This is a genomic window from Rhodoglobus aureus, from assembly GCF_039527955.1.
GTDB lineage: Bacteria > Actinomycetota > Actinomycetes > Actinomycetales > Microbacteriaceae > Rhodoglobus > Rhodoglobus aureus.
Genome location: NZ_BAAAKW010000029.1, coordinates 26,314 through 39,259 on the forward strand (window position 1 = coordinate 26,314; position 12,946 = coordinate 39,259).

General features: G+C 61.4%; 12 protein-coding genes. 7 read left to right on the forward strand and 5 right to left on the reverse strand.

Features of this window, described 5'->3' with window-relative positions; translation table 11 throughout:
• The first annotated feature begins 77 nt into the window (after nucleotides 1-77).
• Nucleotides 78-494 (forward strand): MarR family winged helix-turn-helix transcriptional regulator, encoded by a 417-nt coding sequence (locus tag ABD112_RS07995; RefSeq protein ID WP_343924791.1) that lies wholly within the window; start codon nucleotides 78-80, stop codon nucleotides 492-494.
• A complete protein-coding gene (locus ABD112_RS08000) occupies nucleotides 491-1,828 on the forward strand; it encodes an MFS transporter (RefSeq protein WP_343924794.1) in 1,338 nt (445 codons plus the stop codon). The genes ABD112_RS07995 and ABD112_RS08000 overlap by 4 nt, the downstream gene beginning before the upstream one ends.
• Here the strand turns inward: ABD112_RS08000 and ABD112_RS08005 are convergent.
• Genes ABD112_RS08005 through ABD112_RS08015 form a run of 3 tightly spaced genes read right to left on the reverse strand, consistent with a single transcriptional unit; the run spans nucleotide 1,825 to nucleotide 5,263 of the window.
• Nucleotides 1,825-2,673 carry a transglutaminase family protein gene (locus tag ABD112_RS08005; RefSeq protein WP_343924796.1) on the reverse strand — a complete coding sequence of 283 codons (849 nt, stop codon included), beginning with the start codon at nucleotides 2,671-2,673 and terminating at the stop codon, nucleotides 1,825-1,827. The two genes, ABD112_RS08000 and ABD112_RS08005, sit on opposite strands and share 4 nt — an antisense overlap.
• On the reverse strand, nucleotides 2,670-3,602 hold the full coding sequence (locus ABD112_RS08010; protein ID WP_343924798.1) for an alpha-E domain-containing protein: 933 nt from the start codon (nucleotides 3,600-3,602) through the stop codon (nucleotides 2,670-2,672). Before ABD112_RS08010 ends, ABD112_RS08005 begins: the two co-directional genes overlap by 4 nt.
• On the reverse strand, nucleotides 3,596-5,263 hold the full coding sequence (locus tag ABD112_RS08015; protein WP_343924800.1) for a circularly permuted type 2 ATP-grasp protein: 1,668 nt from the start codon (nucleotides 5,261-5,263) through the stop codon (nucleotides 3,596-3,598). The genes ABD112_RS08010 and ABD112_RS08015 overlap by 7 nt, the downstream gene beginning before the upstream one ends.
• Before the next feature lie 85 nt (nucleotides 5,264-5,348).
• Between ABD112_RS08015 and ABD112_RS08020 the strand changes: the two genes are divergently transcribed.
• From ABD112_RS08020 to ABD112_RS08040, 5 genes are all read left to right on the forward strand, one after another.
• A complete protein-coding gene (locus ABD112_RS08020) occupies nucleotides 5,349-5,993 on the forward strand; it encodes an alpha/beta hydrolase (RefSeq protein WP_343924801.1) in 645 nt (214 codons plus the stop codon).
• Nucleotides 5,994-6,218: 225 nt separating this feature from the next.
• Nucleotides 6,219-7,985: an acyl-CoA dehydrogenase gene (locus ABD112_RS08025; protein ID WP_343924802.1), complete on the forward strand. Its 1,767-nt coding sequence runs from the start codon at nucleotides 6,219-6,221 to the stop codon at nucleotides 7,983-7,985.
• A 58-nt stretch (nucleotides 7,986-8,043) separates the two neighbouring features.
• Nucleotides 8,044-8,823 (forward strand): electron transfer flavoprotein subunit beta/FixA family protein, encoded by a 780-nt coding sequence (locus ABD112_RS08030; RefSeq protein WP_343924803.1) that lies wholly within the window; start codon nucleotides 8,044-8,046, stop codon nucleotides 8,821-8,823.
• A gap of 10 nt (nucleotides 8,824-8,833) precedes the next feature.
• Nucleotides 8,834-9,802: an electron transfer flavoprotein subunit alpha/FixB family protein gene (locus ABD112_RS08035; protein WP_343924804.1), complete on the forward strand. Its 969-nt coding sequence runs from the start codon at nucleotides 8,834-8,836 to the stop codon at nucleotides 9,800-9,802.
• On the forward strand, nucleotides 9,799-10,731 hold the full coding sequence (locus ABD112_RS08040; RefSeq protein ID WP_425563814.1) for a cytochrome b/b6 domain-containing protein: 933 nt from the start codon (nucleotides 9,799-9,801) through the stop codon (nucleotides 10,729-10,731). Before ABD112_RS08035 ends, ABD112_RS08040 begins: the two co-directional genes overlap by 4 nt.
• A gap of 81 nt (nucleotides 10,732-10,812) precedes the next feature.
• Here the strand turns inward: ABD112_RS08040 and ABD112_RS08045 are convergent, their stop codons facing one another.
• Both ABD112_RS08045 and ABD112_RS08050 read right to left on the reverse strand, forming a co-directional pair.
• Entirely contained in the window at nucleotides 10,813-11,511 is a 699-nt protein-coding gene (locus ABD112_RS08045; RefSeq protein WP_343924806.1) for a potassium channel family protein, read from the reverse strand.
• Nucleotides 11,504-12,862: a TrkH family potassium uptake protein gene (locus ABD112_RS08050; protein ID WP_343924808.1), complete on the reverse strand. Its 1,359-nt coding sequence runs from the start codon at nucleotides 12,860-12,862 to the stop codon at nucleotides 11,504-11,506. Before ABD112_RS08050 ends, ABD112_RS08045 begins: the two co-directional genes overlap by 8 nt.
• Between the last annotated feature and the right edge of the window lie 84 nt (nucleotides 12,863-12,946).

Genomic DNA, 12,946 nt, shown 5'->3' on the forward strand with positions numbered 1-12,946 from the left:
GTGGGCCTGTGCGCCGAATCGGGCGTCAGCAGAACCGGGTATTTAGTTAGCAAAACTAATTTGCTAGACTAACTAAAATGCCCGACAGACTAGATGACGAACTCAGAATCGCACTCATGCGAATCGCTCGTCGCATCCGGCAGCAACGCCATGACGACACGCTGAGTGACAGCCAGCTCTCTGTGCTCTACGTGCTCACCCGTCACGGCGCCAGCACCCTGGCGGCCCTCGCCGAGCACGAACACGTCACACCTCCCTCGATGAACCGCACGGTGAACTGCCTTGTTGACGAGGGGCTCATCCTGCGTTCGAGCTCTCCCGAGGATGGGAGAAAAGTAGCCATCACTGTCACCGCCGCCGGTACCGATCTCGTCGCAAAGACCCGCGAGCGCCGTGCCGCTTGGTTCGCGGCCGAACTCGCAACCCTTGATCCTGGTGAACAGCATGCCCTCCAAGCGGCCATCCCCGTGCTAATGAAGCTGGCCGATTCGTGAGCGCAATGTTTCGCTCGCTGCGCATCTTCAACTACCGACTCTGGACAATCGGTGCGATCGTCTCCAATACAGGGGCGTGGATGCAGCGCACCGCCCAAGACTGGATCGTACTCACCGAACTGACCGACCACGATGCTGCCGCTCTCGGATTCACGATGGCGTTGCAGTTCGGCCCGCTGCTGCTGCTCATGCCTGTCGCCGGAATCATCGCCGACCGTTTTGATCGCCGAATCGTGCTGTTGTGGACCCAGTTCAGCCAGTTCGTGCTCGCACTCGGCCTCGGTCTGCTTGTGATCTCCGGCCACGCGCAGCTGTGGCACGTCTACGTTTTCGCGCTCCTGCTGGGCATTGCCACTGCGATCGATGCGCCAGCGCGCCAGGCATTCGTCTCCGAGCTTGTCAGCGACAAAGACCTGCCCAATGCGGTTGCACTCAACTCGATGTCATTCCAGAGTGCACGGCTTATCGGCCCGGCGATCGCCGGTGTGCTCGTCGCGGTCATCGGGTCTGGCCCCGTGTTCCTCGTCAATGCGGCATCCTTTGCTGGCGTGCTGGCATCGCTCTGGTTTATTCGCCGCTCGCAGCTGTACCCCGTGGCCAAACTGGGGCGAGCGAAAGGCCAAATTCGGGATGGGCTGCGCTACGTTCGCAACAGGCCAGACATTCTCATCGTGCTCGTCATGGTGTTTCTGGTGGGAACCTTCGGGTTCAACTTCCCCGTCTTCATCTCCACCATGGCCACGGCAGAGTTCGGCAAGGGCGCAGCCGAATTCGGGCTGCTCTCGTCGATGATGGCGGTCGGCGCGATCGTCGGCTCGCTCATGGCCGCTCGGCGCGAGCGCGCTCGCCTCGGAGTCGTGATCATCGGCTCCGCCTTCTTCGGGTTCGCCTGCTTGCTCGCCGCGCTCGCCCCCAGCTACTGGACCTTCGGGGCAGCGCTCACGATCGTCGGCGTCTTCTCTCTCACCATGATGACCACCGCGAACGCCTACGTGCAGACCTCAACGACCCCGATCATGCGCGGTCGAGTCATGGCGCTCTATCTTGCGATCTTCGCCGGCGGCACCCCCATCGGCGCGCCGATAGTCGGCTGGGCAGCCAACGAACTCGGTGCACGCTGGGCTCTCGGCATCGGCGCCCTCTCGGGGCTGCTCGCTGCCGCTGCCGCCGTCGCCTGGCTCGTCTACAGTCGCGGGATGCGCGTCGGCCGCGTGCCCGAAAGGCGCTTCCGCTTGCGGTTGCGCTTCCCGCCCGAGCCCACTCCCGATGAGGCTCGCGAGCTCGCGACCCAAGAGATCGCGATCGTCGAGACCACTACCCGGCGCATTAGCTAAGCTTCGCGCGTAATCTCCACACTCACGAACAGCTTCGAACCGAACGGGCCAGCGTAGACACCACGCAGCGGCGGAACGTCATTGTAGTCGCGACCGCGACCAACCAGAACGTGCCGGTCACCAATATCGATCAGGTTCGTCGGGTCGTAGCCACGCCACTGCCCGTTGCAGAACCATTCGATCCACGCGTGGGACTCTCCCACAACGGTTTCGCCAATCGCGGCATCCGGCTTCGGGTGCAAATATCCCGAAACGTATCGTGCCGGGATGCCAGCCGAACGCAGAGCGCCCAGCGCGAGATGCGCGATGTCCTGACAGACACCCTTGCCACCAGCCCACGCTTCGGCAGCAGTCGAGTGCACGCCAGTAACGCCACTCATGTACTGGATGGCGTTACCGATGGCCATCGAAATCTGGAGCGCACTCTCGCACGCATCATCCGACTTAGATGCGATGTCCTTTGCGAGCGCCACAACCTCAGCCGGGGGTTCGGTACGATGCGTCTGACTGAGATTCTCGACAGCGTCCATCGACAGCTCTGCCGTAGCCGAAAGCTCATCCCAGCTCATGCCCTCAGATTCGTGCTCGCGCTCATGCACCTCAACGAGGCTCGTCGCCGTGAGCGACAACTCTTTGTGGCCCGTGAGCACCTCAAAGGAGGCAACCCGCGAACCCCAATAGTCGACATAGTTGCTCTGACTCGACAGCGGCAAGATCTCCAAGTTCGAGAACAAGACGAGTTGACCCTCGACGCTGGCAGGCAGCATCCGAGCCTCGTTATACGACGCCGTAACCTCGCCGCCGTAGCTGAAACCAGTGGAGTGAACGATCCTGAGACGTTTCATGAGATCTCTCCTACCCACTCGGGAGCGGCATTCGTCGGGAAGTAGCGCTGACGCACTGCCTCCGAAGCCGCACTCGTCGCTGCCTGCACACGATCCATATGGTGGGGCAGGTCATCCAAAATTTCGGTAATCGGCCGATACTCGAGCTCACTGCGAATCTTGCCGAGCAGTCGTTGCGCGTCATCGGCAACACCCACCCGGTTCATACGGCGAGGTTCAAGCTCGCGCATGCAATCCTCTGCCCGCGAGACCGAGAACAGGATGCTGCGCGGGAACAGGCGATCAAGCAGCAAGAACTCTGCCGCGTTGCTCGCGCTCGGCACCCCACGGTACGTGCGCAGGTAAGGCTCGTAGGCGCCACAGGAGCGAAGAATCGTGGTCCACGATGGGCCACTCGCTTCGGTGAGACTGCGCGTAGCCAAGAGGCGCGCGGTCATGTCTGCGCGCTCAAGGCTGCGGCCGAGCGTAAAGAATTGCCACGCTTCATCGCGGCTCGTAGCCGACTCGATGATGCCAACGGCAAGAGCGCTGCGCTCGCGAACCCAGGAGAAGAAGTCGGCGACTTTGTCTTCGGAAATGCGACGCGGCATCCGGGCTCGTGTCGTGTTGAGGCACTCCCACAGTTCGGTCGAGACGATCTCGCGTGCCCGACGAGCATTTTCACGGGCGGCACCGAGCGAGTAGGCGATCGACGCCGGCTCAGACCGATCGACGGCCAGGATCGAAAGCACGTCACCGCGGGTGAGCACGGCATCCGTCGGAGCTTCGCTTCCCATCACACTCAAGAGTGCGCGGCAGGCGTCATCCTCTTCGATCCATGGGTCTTCGAGCAGCAGCTGGAGGTGTACGTCGAGGATGCGGGCCGTTCCGTCGGCACGTTCAATGTAACGCCCGATCCAGAACAGCGATTCTGCGATGCGGCTCAGCATGATTGACCTCCCTCGGTGTCGACACTCTGCTGTTGCTGCTCTTCTTGACGTTTTCTCTGGGTGAGTCCACGACTGCTGTCGTGATCCTCTGCGTGATCGTCATGGGCGCCCGCTTCCAAGAGCATCTCGGGCGTAATGACAGTGATCGCTTCGGTATCCGCCTGACCTTCGACGAGACCCTGCACGCTGCTCGCTGCGCCCTCGAGCTTCTCGCGACCAACAACCCACGTGTCTTTCGAGCCGCCACCCTGCGAGCTATTGACGACAAGTTGTCCCTCGGGCAACGCCACACGGGTGAGACCGCCTGGCAGTACCCACACATCATTGCCGTCGTTGACAGCGAAGGGGCGAAGGTCGGCGTGACGCGGGCGCATGCCGTCTTCAACAACCGTGGGAATGGTCGAGAGCTGCACGACCGGCTGCGCGATCCATCCTCGAGGGTCTTTGCGTAGCTGAGTCTTCAGCGTTGCCAACTCATCTTTGGATGCCGCCGGGCCAATAACGAGTCCCTTACCGCCTGATCCGTCAACCGGTTTCACGACCAGCTCATCGAGTCGATCGAGAACCTCTTCGAGGGCTCCCGGATCTTCAAGTCGCCACGTGTCTACGTTGGGGATGATCGGCTTTTCGCCGAGGTAGTACTCGGTGAGGTCGGGAAGGTAGGTGTAGACGAGCTTGTCGTCAGCGACACCGTTTCCGACCGCATTGGCGATCGTCACGTTGCCGAGGCGTGCAGCGAGCATCATGCCTGGGCTGCCGAGCATGGAGTCGGCACGGAACTGCAGCGGGTCGAGGAACTCGTCGTCAACACGGCGGTAGATCACGTCGACGCGGGTAGGGCCTGCTGTGGTGCGCATCCAGACGCGACCACCAGAACAGAAGAGGTCACGACCTTCGACCAGTTCGACACCCATGAGACGAGCGAGCAGCGTGTGCTCGAAGTAGGCGGAGTTGTACACACCGGGAGTGAGCACAACAACCGTGGGCTCCTCAATGCCGCTCGGCGCGCTCGCCCGCAGTGCCTGCAACAGTTTGTGCGGGTAGTCGCCGACGGGGCGAACCCGCATGGAGACGAACAGTTCTGGAAGGGTCTGAGCCATCACTCGACGGTTCGAGATCACATAGCTGACACCGCTGGGCACGCGCACGTTGTCTTCAAGCACTCGCCAGGCGCCCACCTCATCGCGAATCAGGTCGATGCCACTGACCTGAATCCGCACACCGTTCGCCGGATCGATGCCGGCAGCTTGACGATGAAAGTGGCTGGATGAGGTAATCATCCGTGCCGGAATCACGCCATCTTTGATGGCATTCTGTGGGCCATAAATATCGGCCAAGAATGCTTCGAGCGCACGCACTCGCTGCGAGACTCCCTCTTCAACCTGCTTCCATTCGGAGAGGTCGATTACTCGAGGTACGGGGTCTAGAGGAAAGGGTCTCTCTTCACCCGCGAAGTCGAAGGTAACGCCCTGAGCGAGGTAGCTATCTGCCAGCGCTTCAGTGCGCCCACGCAACTCTTCTTGAGTCATCTGAGCGAGTGCGTCGTGGATCTCCCGATAAGGGCGACGTATCTCGCTGTCAGCAGAGAACATCTCATCCCACGCCGCTGGTCCGGTGCGTTTGGAGGCGCTTGATGTGTATCCGTCAAACAAATCTGCCATGTACAGACAATATGCGCCTGAGGCGTTTTCCGCTCGCTAGCGGGTCGATTACAGCAGATCGTCGCGCACAATTTACAGTTAAGCAATGCCTAACACCCTCCCCACCATTCTTGTTCTCCCCGGCGGAGGGTACTCGCGACTCGCACCCCACGAAGGCGAGCCCGTTGCTGCCTGGTTGCGATCTATCGGGTGGAACGCTCGCGTCGTTGACTACCCCGTCGCAACGAAGCATCCAACCCCTTTGCTGGCAATTCAGTCTGAAATTGCGAAGGAACGTGCGCTAGGAGCCCCGATGGTGGGCGTTTTGGGCTTCTCCGCCGGCGGTCACCTCGCTGGTCACGCCGCTGTTGCACCCATCGCGAAGAGCGAAGAGCGCCCCGATTTTGCGGTGCTCGGTTACCCCGTTGTCAGCATGATCAGCCCGACCCACGAAGGGTCACGCGAGAACCTGATCGGTCTGGATGCCAACGCCTACCTCCGTGAAGACACGTCGCTTGAACTGTTGGTCACCCCTGCCACGCCGCCCATGTTTATCTGGCACACCGCGGCCGACGAACCCGTTCCGGTTGCCGAGCACTCCTACCCGCTCGCTGTTGCCCTCGCGGCAGCCGGAGTGCGCCACGAATTGCACGTGTTCGCTGATGGCAAGCACGGGCTGGGGCTCGCTGAAGGCACCGCGGCCGAGGCTTGGCAGTTGCTGTGCGAAATCTGGTTGAGCTCGCTGCGCTAGCTGCGTTCGCGAGTATGGGGACGCGTAGTTTCGCAAGCTGAAGGTTTTCGCTTCGGCGCTGGAGCCCGAAGTAAGAATTGTGCCGTCCCTGCTCGTTCTTCGACATTGAGAGAACATCCGTTTATTTCGGCGGGAATGGAGACAATGTTGTAGGAAACCGGCAGAATATACGGCCAGAACCATTACCTCTTCGACTATGCGAGTACGCGAGATACCATGACGCGCATGAGCCAATACCAGCCCCCTGTCAAAGACATCGTCTTTCTGCTCGAGCACGTGGCGGGATACCCAGACATTGCTGGGCTGCCCGGCTTCGAACACGCCGATCTCGACACCGTCGTCGGAATCTTGGAGGAGTGCGGCAATTTCATGGCCAAGGTCGTCGCCCCAACGAACCGCGCTGGCGATAAAGAGGGAGCACGCTGGAAACCTGATGGGTCAGTCGTCACCCCGACCGGCTTCAAAGAGGCCTACAAGCAGTACGTAGACGCGGGCTGGGGCTCTGTACCGTTGCCGGAGGAGTTCGGTGGCGGCGGGTTCCCCCGCACCGTTGGCTTGATCATCCAAGAGATGATGATGTCGGCGAACTTGGGCTTCTCCCTATGCCCGCTGCTCACCCAGGGAGCGATTGAAGCGCTGCTCCATTACGGCGACGACGAGCTCAAGCAACGATATCTGCCGAAGATGGTTACTGGTGAGTGGGCCGGCACTATGAACCTGACGGAGCCGCAGGCCGGCTCGGATGTCGGTGCCCTGACCACGCGTGCTGTGCGCCAAGACGATGGCACCTACGCTATCTCCGGCCAGAAGATCTTCATCACATTCGGTGACCACGACCTTTCTGAGCAGATCGTGCACCTGGTGCTCGCTCGGATCCCGGGCGCGCCGGAGGGTACCCGCGGCATCTCCTGCTTTATCGTGCCGAAGTTCCTCGTGAACGACGACGGATCGCTCGGTGAGCGCAACCCGGTGCACACGGTATCGATCGAGCACAAGATGGGAATCCACGGTGCGCCAACCTGCGTGCTCTCCTATGAGGACGCCACCGGATACCTGATTGGTGAGGCGAACTTGGGCATGCGCATCATGTTCGTCATGATGAACAGTGCCCGGCTGTCGGTCGGTACGCAGGGTCTTGCCGTGGCGGAACTCGCGTACCAGCAGTCGCTTGAATACGCCAAGGAGCGTCGCCAGGGGCGGGCGGTTGGGGCTACCGAAGACTCTGCCATCATCGATTTCCCCGACGTACGTCGGATGCTAATGACGCAAAAGGCGTCGATCGCTGCTCTCCGCTCCCTGATGCTACTGAACGCGAGCTACGTCGATCACAGCATGCATGAACCGGAGGAGAACGCGCGTAAGCGGGCGGACGAGATCGCGGGTCTGCTCACCCCAATCTGCAAATCGTTCGGCACCGACCTCGGCAATGAGCTCACGTCTCTCGCCCTGCAGATTCACGGTGGCATGGGCTACATCGAGGAGACCGGCATGGCGCAGCATGTGCGTGATGTGCGGATCGCGGCGATCTATGAAGGCACGAACGGTATCCAGGCCGCTGACCTCGTTGGCCGGAAACTAGGCGTGCGCGATGGCGCTTCGGTGATGGAGTTTCTCGCCAGCATGCGCGAGATCGACGCTCAACTAGCCGAAGCCGGTGACCAGTTCGCCTCGATTCGGGCGGAACTGACCAAGCAGTTAGACGCCCTAGATCAGGCCACCGCGTGGATGCTGCGCGCCGGCCGCGCTGACCCGAACGCCGTTCTGGCGGGCTCAAGCCCGTACCTGCGCATGTGGGGCCTGTGCACCGGTGCCTGGCTGCTTGCCCGTGCTGCTCTGGCCGGTCAAGCCACCGGTGACGCCGAGGTGGCCGAGACCCAGCTGGTGCTCGCGCGATTCTTTGCCGAACAGATTCTGCCGCAATGTTCCGGGCTGCTCAATTCGGCAATCGCCGGGGCCGACGATTTGTTCGCCCTGGGTCCAGCCATGCTCTGATCGACCCAAATTTGCGCAGTAACACAAGGAACCCACGCATGTCCGAAGGAGTGATTTCATGAGGATCGTCGTACTGGTGAAACAGGTACCAGACACCGCTGATGTGAGAAGGCTTGACGTGAACAACGGTCTACTCGACCGGGATGCAGGTGAGCCGATCGTTGACGAGATCAACGAGCGTGCCCTCGAGGTGGCGCTGCGGTATAAGGACGAACACAAGGCAGCCGAGGTCGTCGTGCTCAGCATGGGCCCGGAGAACGCGATCAAGTCGATCCGCAAAGCCCTGTCGATGGGTGCCGACTCCGGCGTGCATGTTGTCGATGAATCCTTGGCGGGGGCGGATGCCCTCCTCACGTCGCTCGCAATCTCCCGTGCCCTCGAGCAGACCCGGTTTGACTTGGTCATCGCTGGCAACGAGTCCACCGACGGCAATGGCGGAATCGTTCCAGCGATGCTCTCCGAACGCCTCGGCGTACCGCTGCTTGGTTTTCTGGCGAACGTCGAGATCACCGAGGCCCAAGTCTCCGGCGAGCGCCAGGGCGACGACGGCACCGTGAACGTGCACGCTGGACTGCCGGCGATCATGACCGTCACTGAGCGTTTCGACTACGCCCGGTTCCCCAACTTTAAGGGCATCATGACAGCGAAAAGGAAGCCGGTCGAAACCGTGACCCTCGCCGAATTGGGGCTTGATGCCGCCGAAGTCTCCAGCCTAGATCGCACCGAGGTCATCTCGACTGCCGAGCGTCCGGCGCGCGCTGCCGGCACCAAGATCGAAGACGACGGCAATGCCGCCGCAACCCTGGTCGAGTTTCTGGCCACCAACCGATTGGTCTAGGAGGACATCCGTGGCTCACATTTTGGTACTCGCAGAGATCTCCCGTCACGGTCACGTGGCCGACTCGGCCCGCGGGCTGCTGGCATTAGCCTCCCGGCTTGGCGACCCTATTGCGGTCGTCGCCACCCGGGAGCCTCTGGCGGATGACCTGATCGCCCGGCTCGGTTCTCTCGGCGCGACGCAGGTCTACCAGGCGCAGTCTGAGCAGGCTGACACCGCTCTGGTCGCGCCGCAGGTGGAGGCACTCGCTGCGGCTGTCGCGACGCTCAACCCAGCCGCCGTTCTTCTCTCCCACTCCTTCGACGGGCGCGAGGCTGCGGCACGGTTGGCGGTCCGCACTGGAAGCGGTGTGCTGGTCGATGCAATAGACGTCCGGACCGAAGATGGTCGGATCATTGCGAGCGGTTCCGTCTACGGCGGCAACTATCTGGTCGACTCGACCACCACCGGGATGCCGATAATCACTGTGCGCCCGGGTGCCATCGACGAGAGCGCGCCGGCGGCATCCGCTCAGGTCATCTCCGAGACGGTCACCGTCGACGCAGCGAAAGCCGGCATGATCGACTCCTACAACGATGCACCTGAGGTCTCCGTACGACCAGAATTGCTCGGCGCCAAGAAAGTCGTGTCGGGCGGCCGCGGCTTCGGATCAAAGGAGAACTTTGCCATGGTCGAGGAGCTGGCGGATGCTCTCGGTGCGGCGGTCGGTGCCTCCCGGGCCGCCGTCGATGCCGGCTATTCGCCTCAGACCACCCAGGTCGGCCAGACCGGAGTCAGTGTGTCTCCCGACCTGTACATCGCGCTGGGCATCTCCGGTGCCATCCAGCACCGCGCGGGCATGCAAACCGCGAAGACAATCGTGGCGATCAACAAAGACGCAGACGCACCGATCTTTGACGTGGCCGATTTCGGGATCGTCGGTGACGTGTTCACGATCGTGCCGCAGCTGATCGAAACAATCAAGTCGCGCTCGGCATGATGGCTACTTCGCCTCGCACGAAGACGGTGCGTAGCCCCTGGCTCAAGCTGGGCGGGCTCGTTCTGCTAATCATCGTGGTGCTGCTGGCGGTGGTATTGGTTGCCAAGTGGATGATCGGGCTCGCCGGTGTGCAACAGTTCATGGCTGACTATCCGGGCAAACAGCCCCTTCCGGAGTCAGCCCCGATTGGTTTTCCGGCCTGGCTAGGTTGGCAGCACTTTCTGAATATTTTCTTCCTTCTGTTGATCGTGAAGAGCGGCTGGCAGGTGCGCGTCGCGACACGGTCCCGCACCTACTGGACGAGGAAAAACACAGGTTTGATTCGTACCAAGCGAAGCCCCATGAGAATCAGCCTCGACCTGTGGCTGCACTTCAGCGTGGATGCTCTCTGGATTCTCAACGGCATCATCTTCATCGTGCTGCTGTTCGCAAGCGGGCAATGGATGCGCATCGTTCCGACCGACTGGGGTGTAATCCCGAACGCCCTTTCGGCAAGCCTGCAGTACCTTTCGCTAGATTGGCCGGTGGAGACCGGTTGGGTGAATTACAACTCGCTGCAACTGCTCGCCTATTTCGTCATCGTCTTCATCGCCACTCCGCTGGCAATCATTTCCGGATTACGCATGAGCTCGATATGGCCCCCGGATGCGACCAAGCTGAATAAGGCGTACCCGATGGAGTGGGCTCGAGCAGTGCACTTCCCGGTGATGCTGTATTTCGTGGCATTCACCATCGTGCACGTCACGCTGGTGCTGGCCACCGGGGCGCTCAACAACCTGAATCACATGTATGCGGGAACCGACGAGATGAACTGGGTCGGTTTCTGGATCTTCGTCGCATCGTTGGTGGTTCTGGCTGCGGTCTGGCTGCTCGCTCGTCCCCTCTTTCTCAGACCGATCGCATCCCTCTCGGGCAAAGTGGGCCGCTGAGCCCCAGAGTGCTGGGGCTCGTCGATGAACCCCGTTCGAAGCAGCGCAGTCACGGTGGGAACTCTAGTTGAGCTCGCTGCGCTAACGGCGCAGGCTGAACGCTTCGGCTTTAGCAGTGGAGCCTGACACGAGAATCGTGTCGTCTGCCGCGATGACGGTGTTCTCATCGGTGTGGGTCCAGGTGCCGTTGTGGGGGCGCACTGCCGTTATCGTGACCCCTGCAGTCGAGCGCACGCGCGATTCGCAGAGCGCTTTGCCGACGATGCCCGCGGGCGGCGCCATGGTCACGAGTGAGAAACCGTCGCCGATTTCCAGGTAATCCTGCATCGATCCGCGCACGAGGTGAGCAACGCGGCGACCCATCTCCTTCTCGGGGTAGATCACGTGGCTCACACCAAGCTGCTCCAAGATCGTGCCGTGCGCATCGCTGACGGCCTTGGCCCAGACGTGGGCAACATTGAACCGCAACAGCAACGAGGTGGTGAGGATGCTCGCCTGAATGTCACTGCCGATCGCCACAACCACGCGGTCAAACTCGGGCACCGCCAACTGCTGCAGCACCTCTTCGCGAGTGGAGTCTGCTGACACGACATGCGTGAGTTGACCATTGAGCTCCTGCACGATCGACTCATCCATATCGATGCCGAGCACTTCGGTGCCATTGGCCATGAGTTCCAGCGCGAGCGCGCGACCGAAACGGCCTAACCCGATCACCGCGACCGAATCTGCTGCGGCCACGGACGAGGCATCCGAACCAGAGAACATGCGCAATTTAGCCAATGATCGGCCTTTCTTTGGGGAGTTCATACATGACAGCGCGTTCGCGCAAGGCAAGCGCGGTAGCGAAACCAATGGGGCCAAGGCGGCCAACGAACATGAGCACCGCCAGAATCAGCTGGGCAGCAATCGGCAGTTCCGGGGTGATGCCCTCCGAGAGGCCCACAGTGCCGAACGCTGAGACTGTCTCGAAGAGCACTGGGCTCAGCGGCAAGCCCGACAGCAGCATGATCGCTACCGTGGATGCCGCAACGACGCCAACAGAGAGCAAGACAACGGCGATTGCTTGGCGGTGCACCGCGCGCGACAGTCGCTTGCCGAAAACGTTGACCACGCCATCTCCGCGCACCTCGGCGAGGAGGATGAAGAAGAGCACCGCGAAGGTCGTGACCTTGATGCCACCGGCAGTGCCGGCCGGGCCACCACCGATAAACATGAGCGCGGTCATCCCGAACTGGGTTGCTTCGCTCATGGCACCGATGTCGATGCTGTTGAAGCCAGCCGTGCGGGTTTGAACCGACTGGAAGAAGCCAGCGAGGAGCTTGGTCTGCCAGTCGAGCGGGCCGAGGGTTGCGGGGTTGTTCCACTCAATCAAAGTGATGTAGATCGCACCGGCGACGAGCAACAGCGGGGTTGCCGCGATCACGATACGGGTGTTCATGCTCCACTTGAGGCGGTTGCCGCCGTGGCGCAGCAGTTGCACGATCACCGGGAACCCGAGCCCGCCAAGGATGATCTCGGCGGAGAGGGTGAGCGACACCACCGGGTCGCCAACGAACGACATCATGTTGTCGCTGAAGAGTGCGAAGCCGGCGTTGTTGAATGACGAGACGGCATGGAAGACCGCCAGCCAGGCCGACTCCCCCACACCCTTGCCGTAGTGCAGCAGAAACCAGAGAAAGAGGATGAGCGCGCCGGCGCCCTCGATAATGAGCGAAATCTTGAGCACGCCCAGAATGAGCGAACGAACATCGCCAAAGCCAACGCTCTTGGTTTCGGCGGCAGCAGTGATGCGCGAACGCAGCGAAAGCCTGCGCACAACCGCGATGCCGATGATCGACGCGAACGTCATCACACCGAATCCGCCCACCTGAATGAGCGCCATGATCACGACTTGGCCGAAACCCGTCCAGTACGTGGGGGTGTCGACGATCACATGACCGGTCACGCTTATCGCCGAAACGGCAGTGAAAAATGCCTCAACGGGGCTGGCGGCACCCGGACCGGTACGCGAAATGGGCAACGCAAGCAGGGCTGTTCCTGCGGCGATACCAATCAAAAACCCGAGAAGGGTTAGTTGCGCTGGATGAACCAGCTTTCGCCTAGTACCCGCCCCACGGACGATATTGTGCACCGGCACACACTACGCCTGTTTTAGGCCCGGTGTGGCACTAAATTTAGGCGCAACATGGCGCGAGTTTTAACCGCTGAGCGCCGC

Bases quoted from the DNA above. Each gene is read 5' to 3' on its own strand.
- ABD112_RS08015 (WP_343924800.1), bottom strand. From the start codon at position 5,263: ATGGCAGATTTGTTTGACGGATACACATCAAGCGCCTCCAAACGCACC.
- ABD112_RS08030 (WP_343924803.1), top strand. From the start codon at position 8,044: ATGAGGATCGTCGTACTGGTGAAACAGGTACCAGACACCGCTGATGTG.
- ABD112_RS08010 (WP_343924798.1), bottom strand. From the start codon at position 3,602: ATGCTGAGCCGCATCGCAGAATCGCTGTTCTGGATCGGGCGTTACATT.
- ABD112_RS08040 (WP_425563814.1), top strand. From the start codon at position 9,799: ATGATGGCTACTTCGCCTCGCACGAAGACGGTGCGTAGCCCCTGGCTC.
- ABD112_RS07995 (WP_343924791.1), top strand. From the start codon at position 78: ATGCCCGACAGACTAGATGACGAACTCAGAATCGCACTCATGCGAATC.
- ABD112_RS08025 (WP_343924802.1), top strand. From the start codon at position 6,219: ATGAGCCAATACCAGCCCCCTGTCAAAGACATCGTCTTTCTGCTCGAG.
- ABD112_RS08005 (WP_343924796.1), bottom strand. From the start codon at position 2,673: ATGAAACGTCTCAGGATCGTTCACTCCACTGGTTTCAGCTACGGCGGC.
- ABD112_RS08020 (WP_343924801.1), top strand. From the start codon at position 5,349: ATGCCTAACACCCTCCCCACCATTCTTGTTCTCCCCGGCGGAGGGTAC.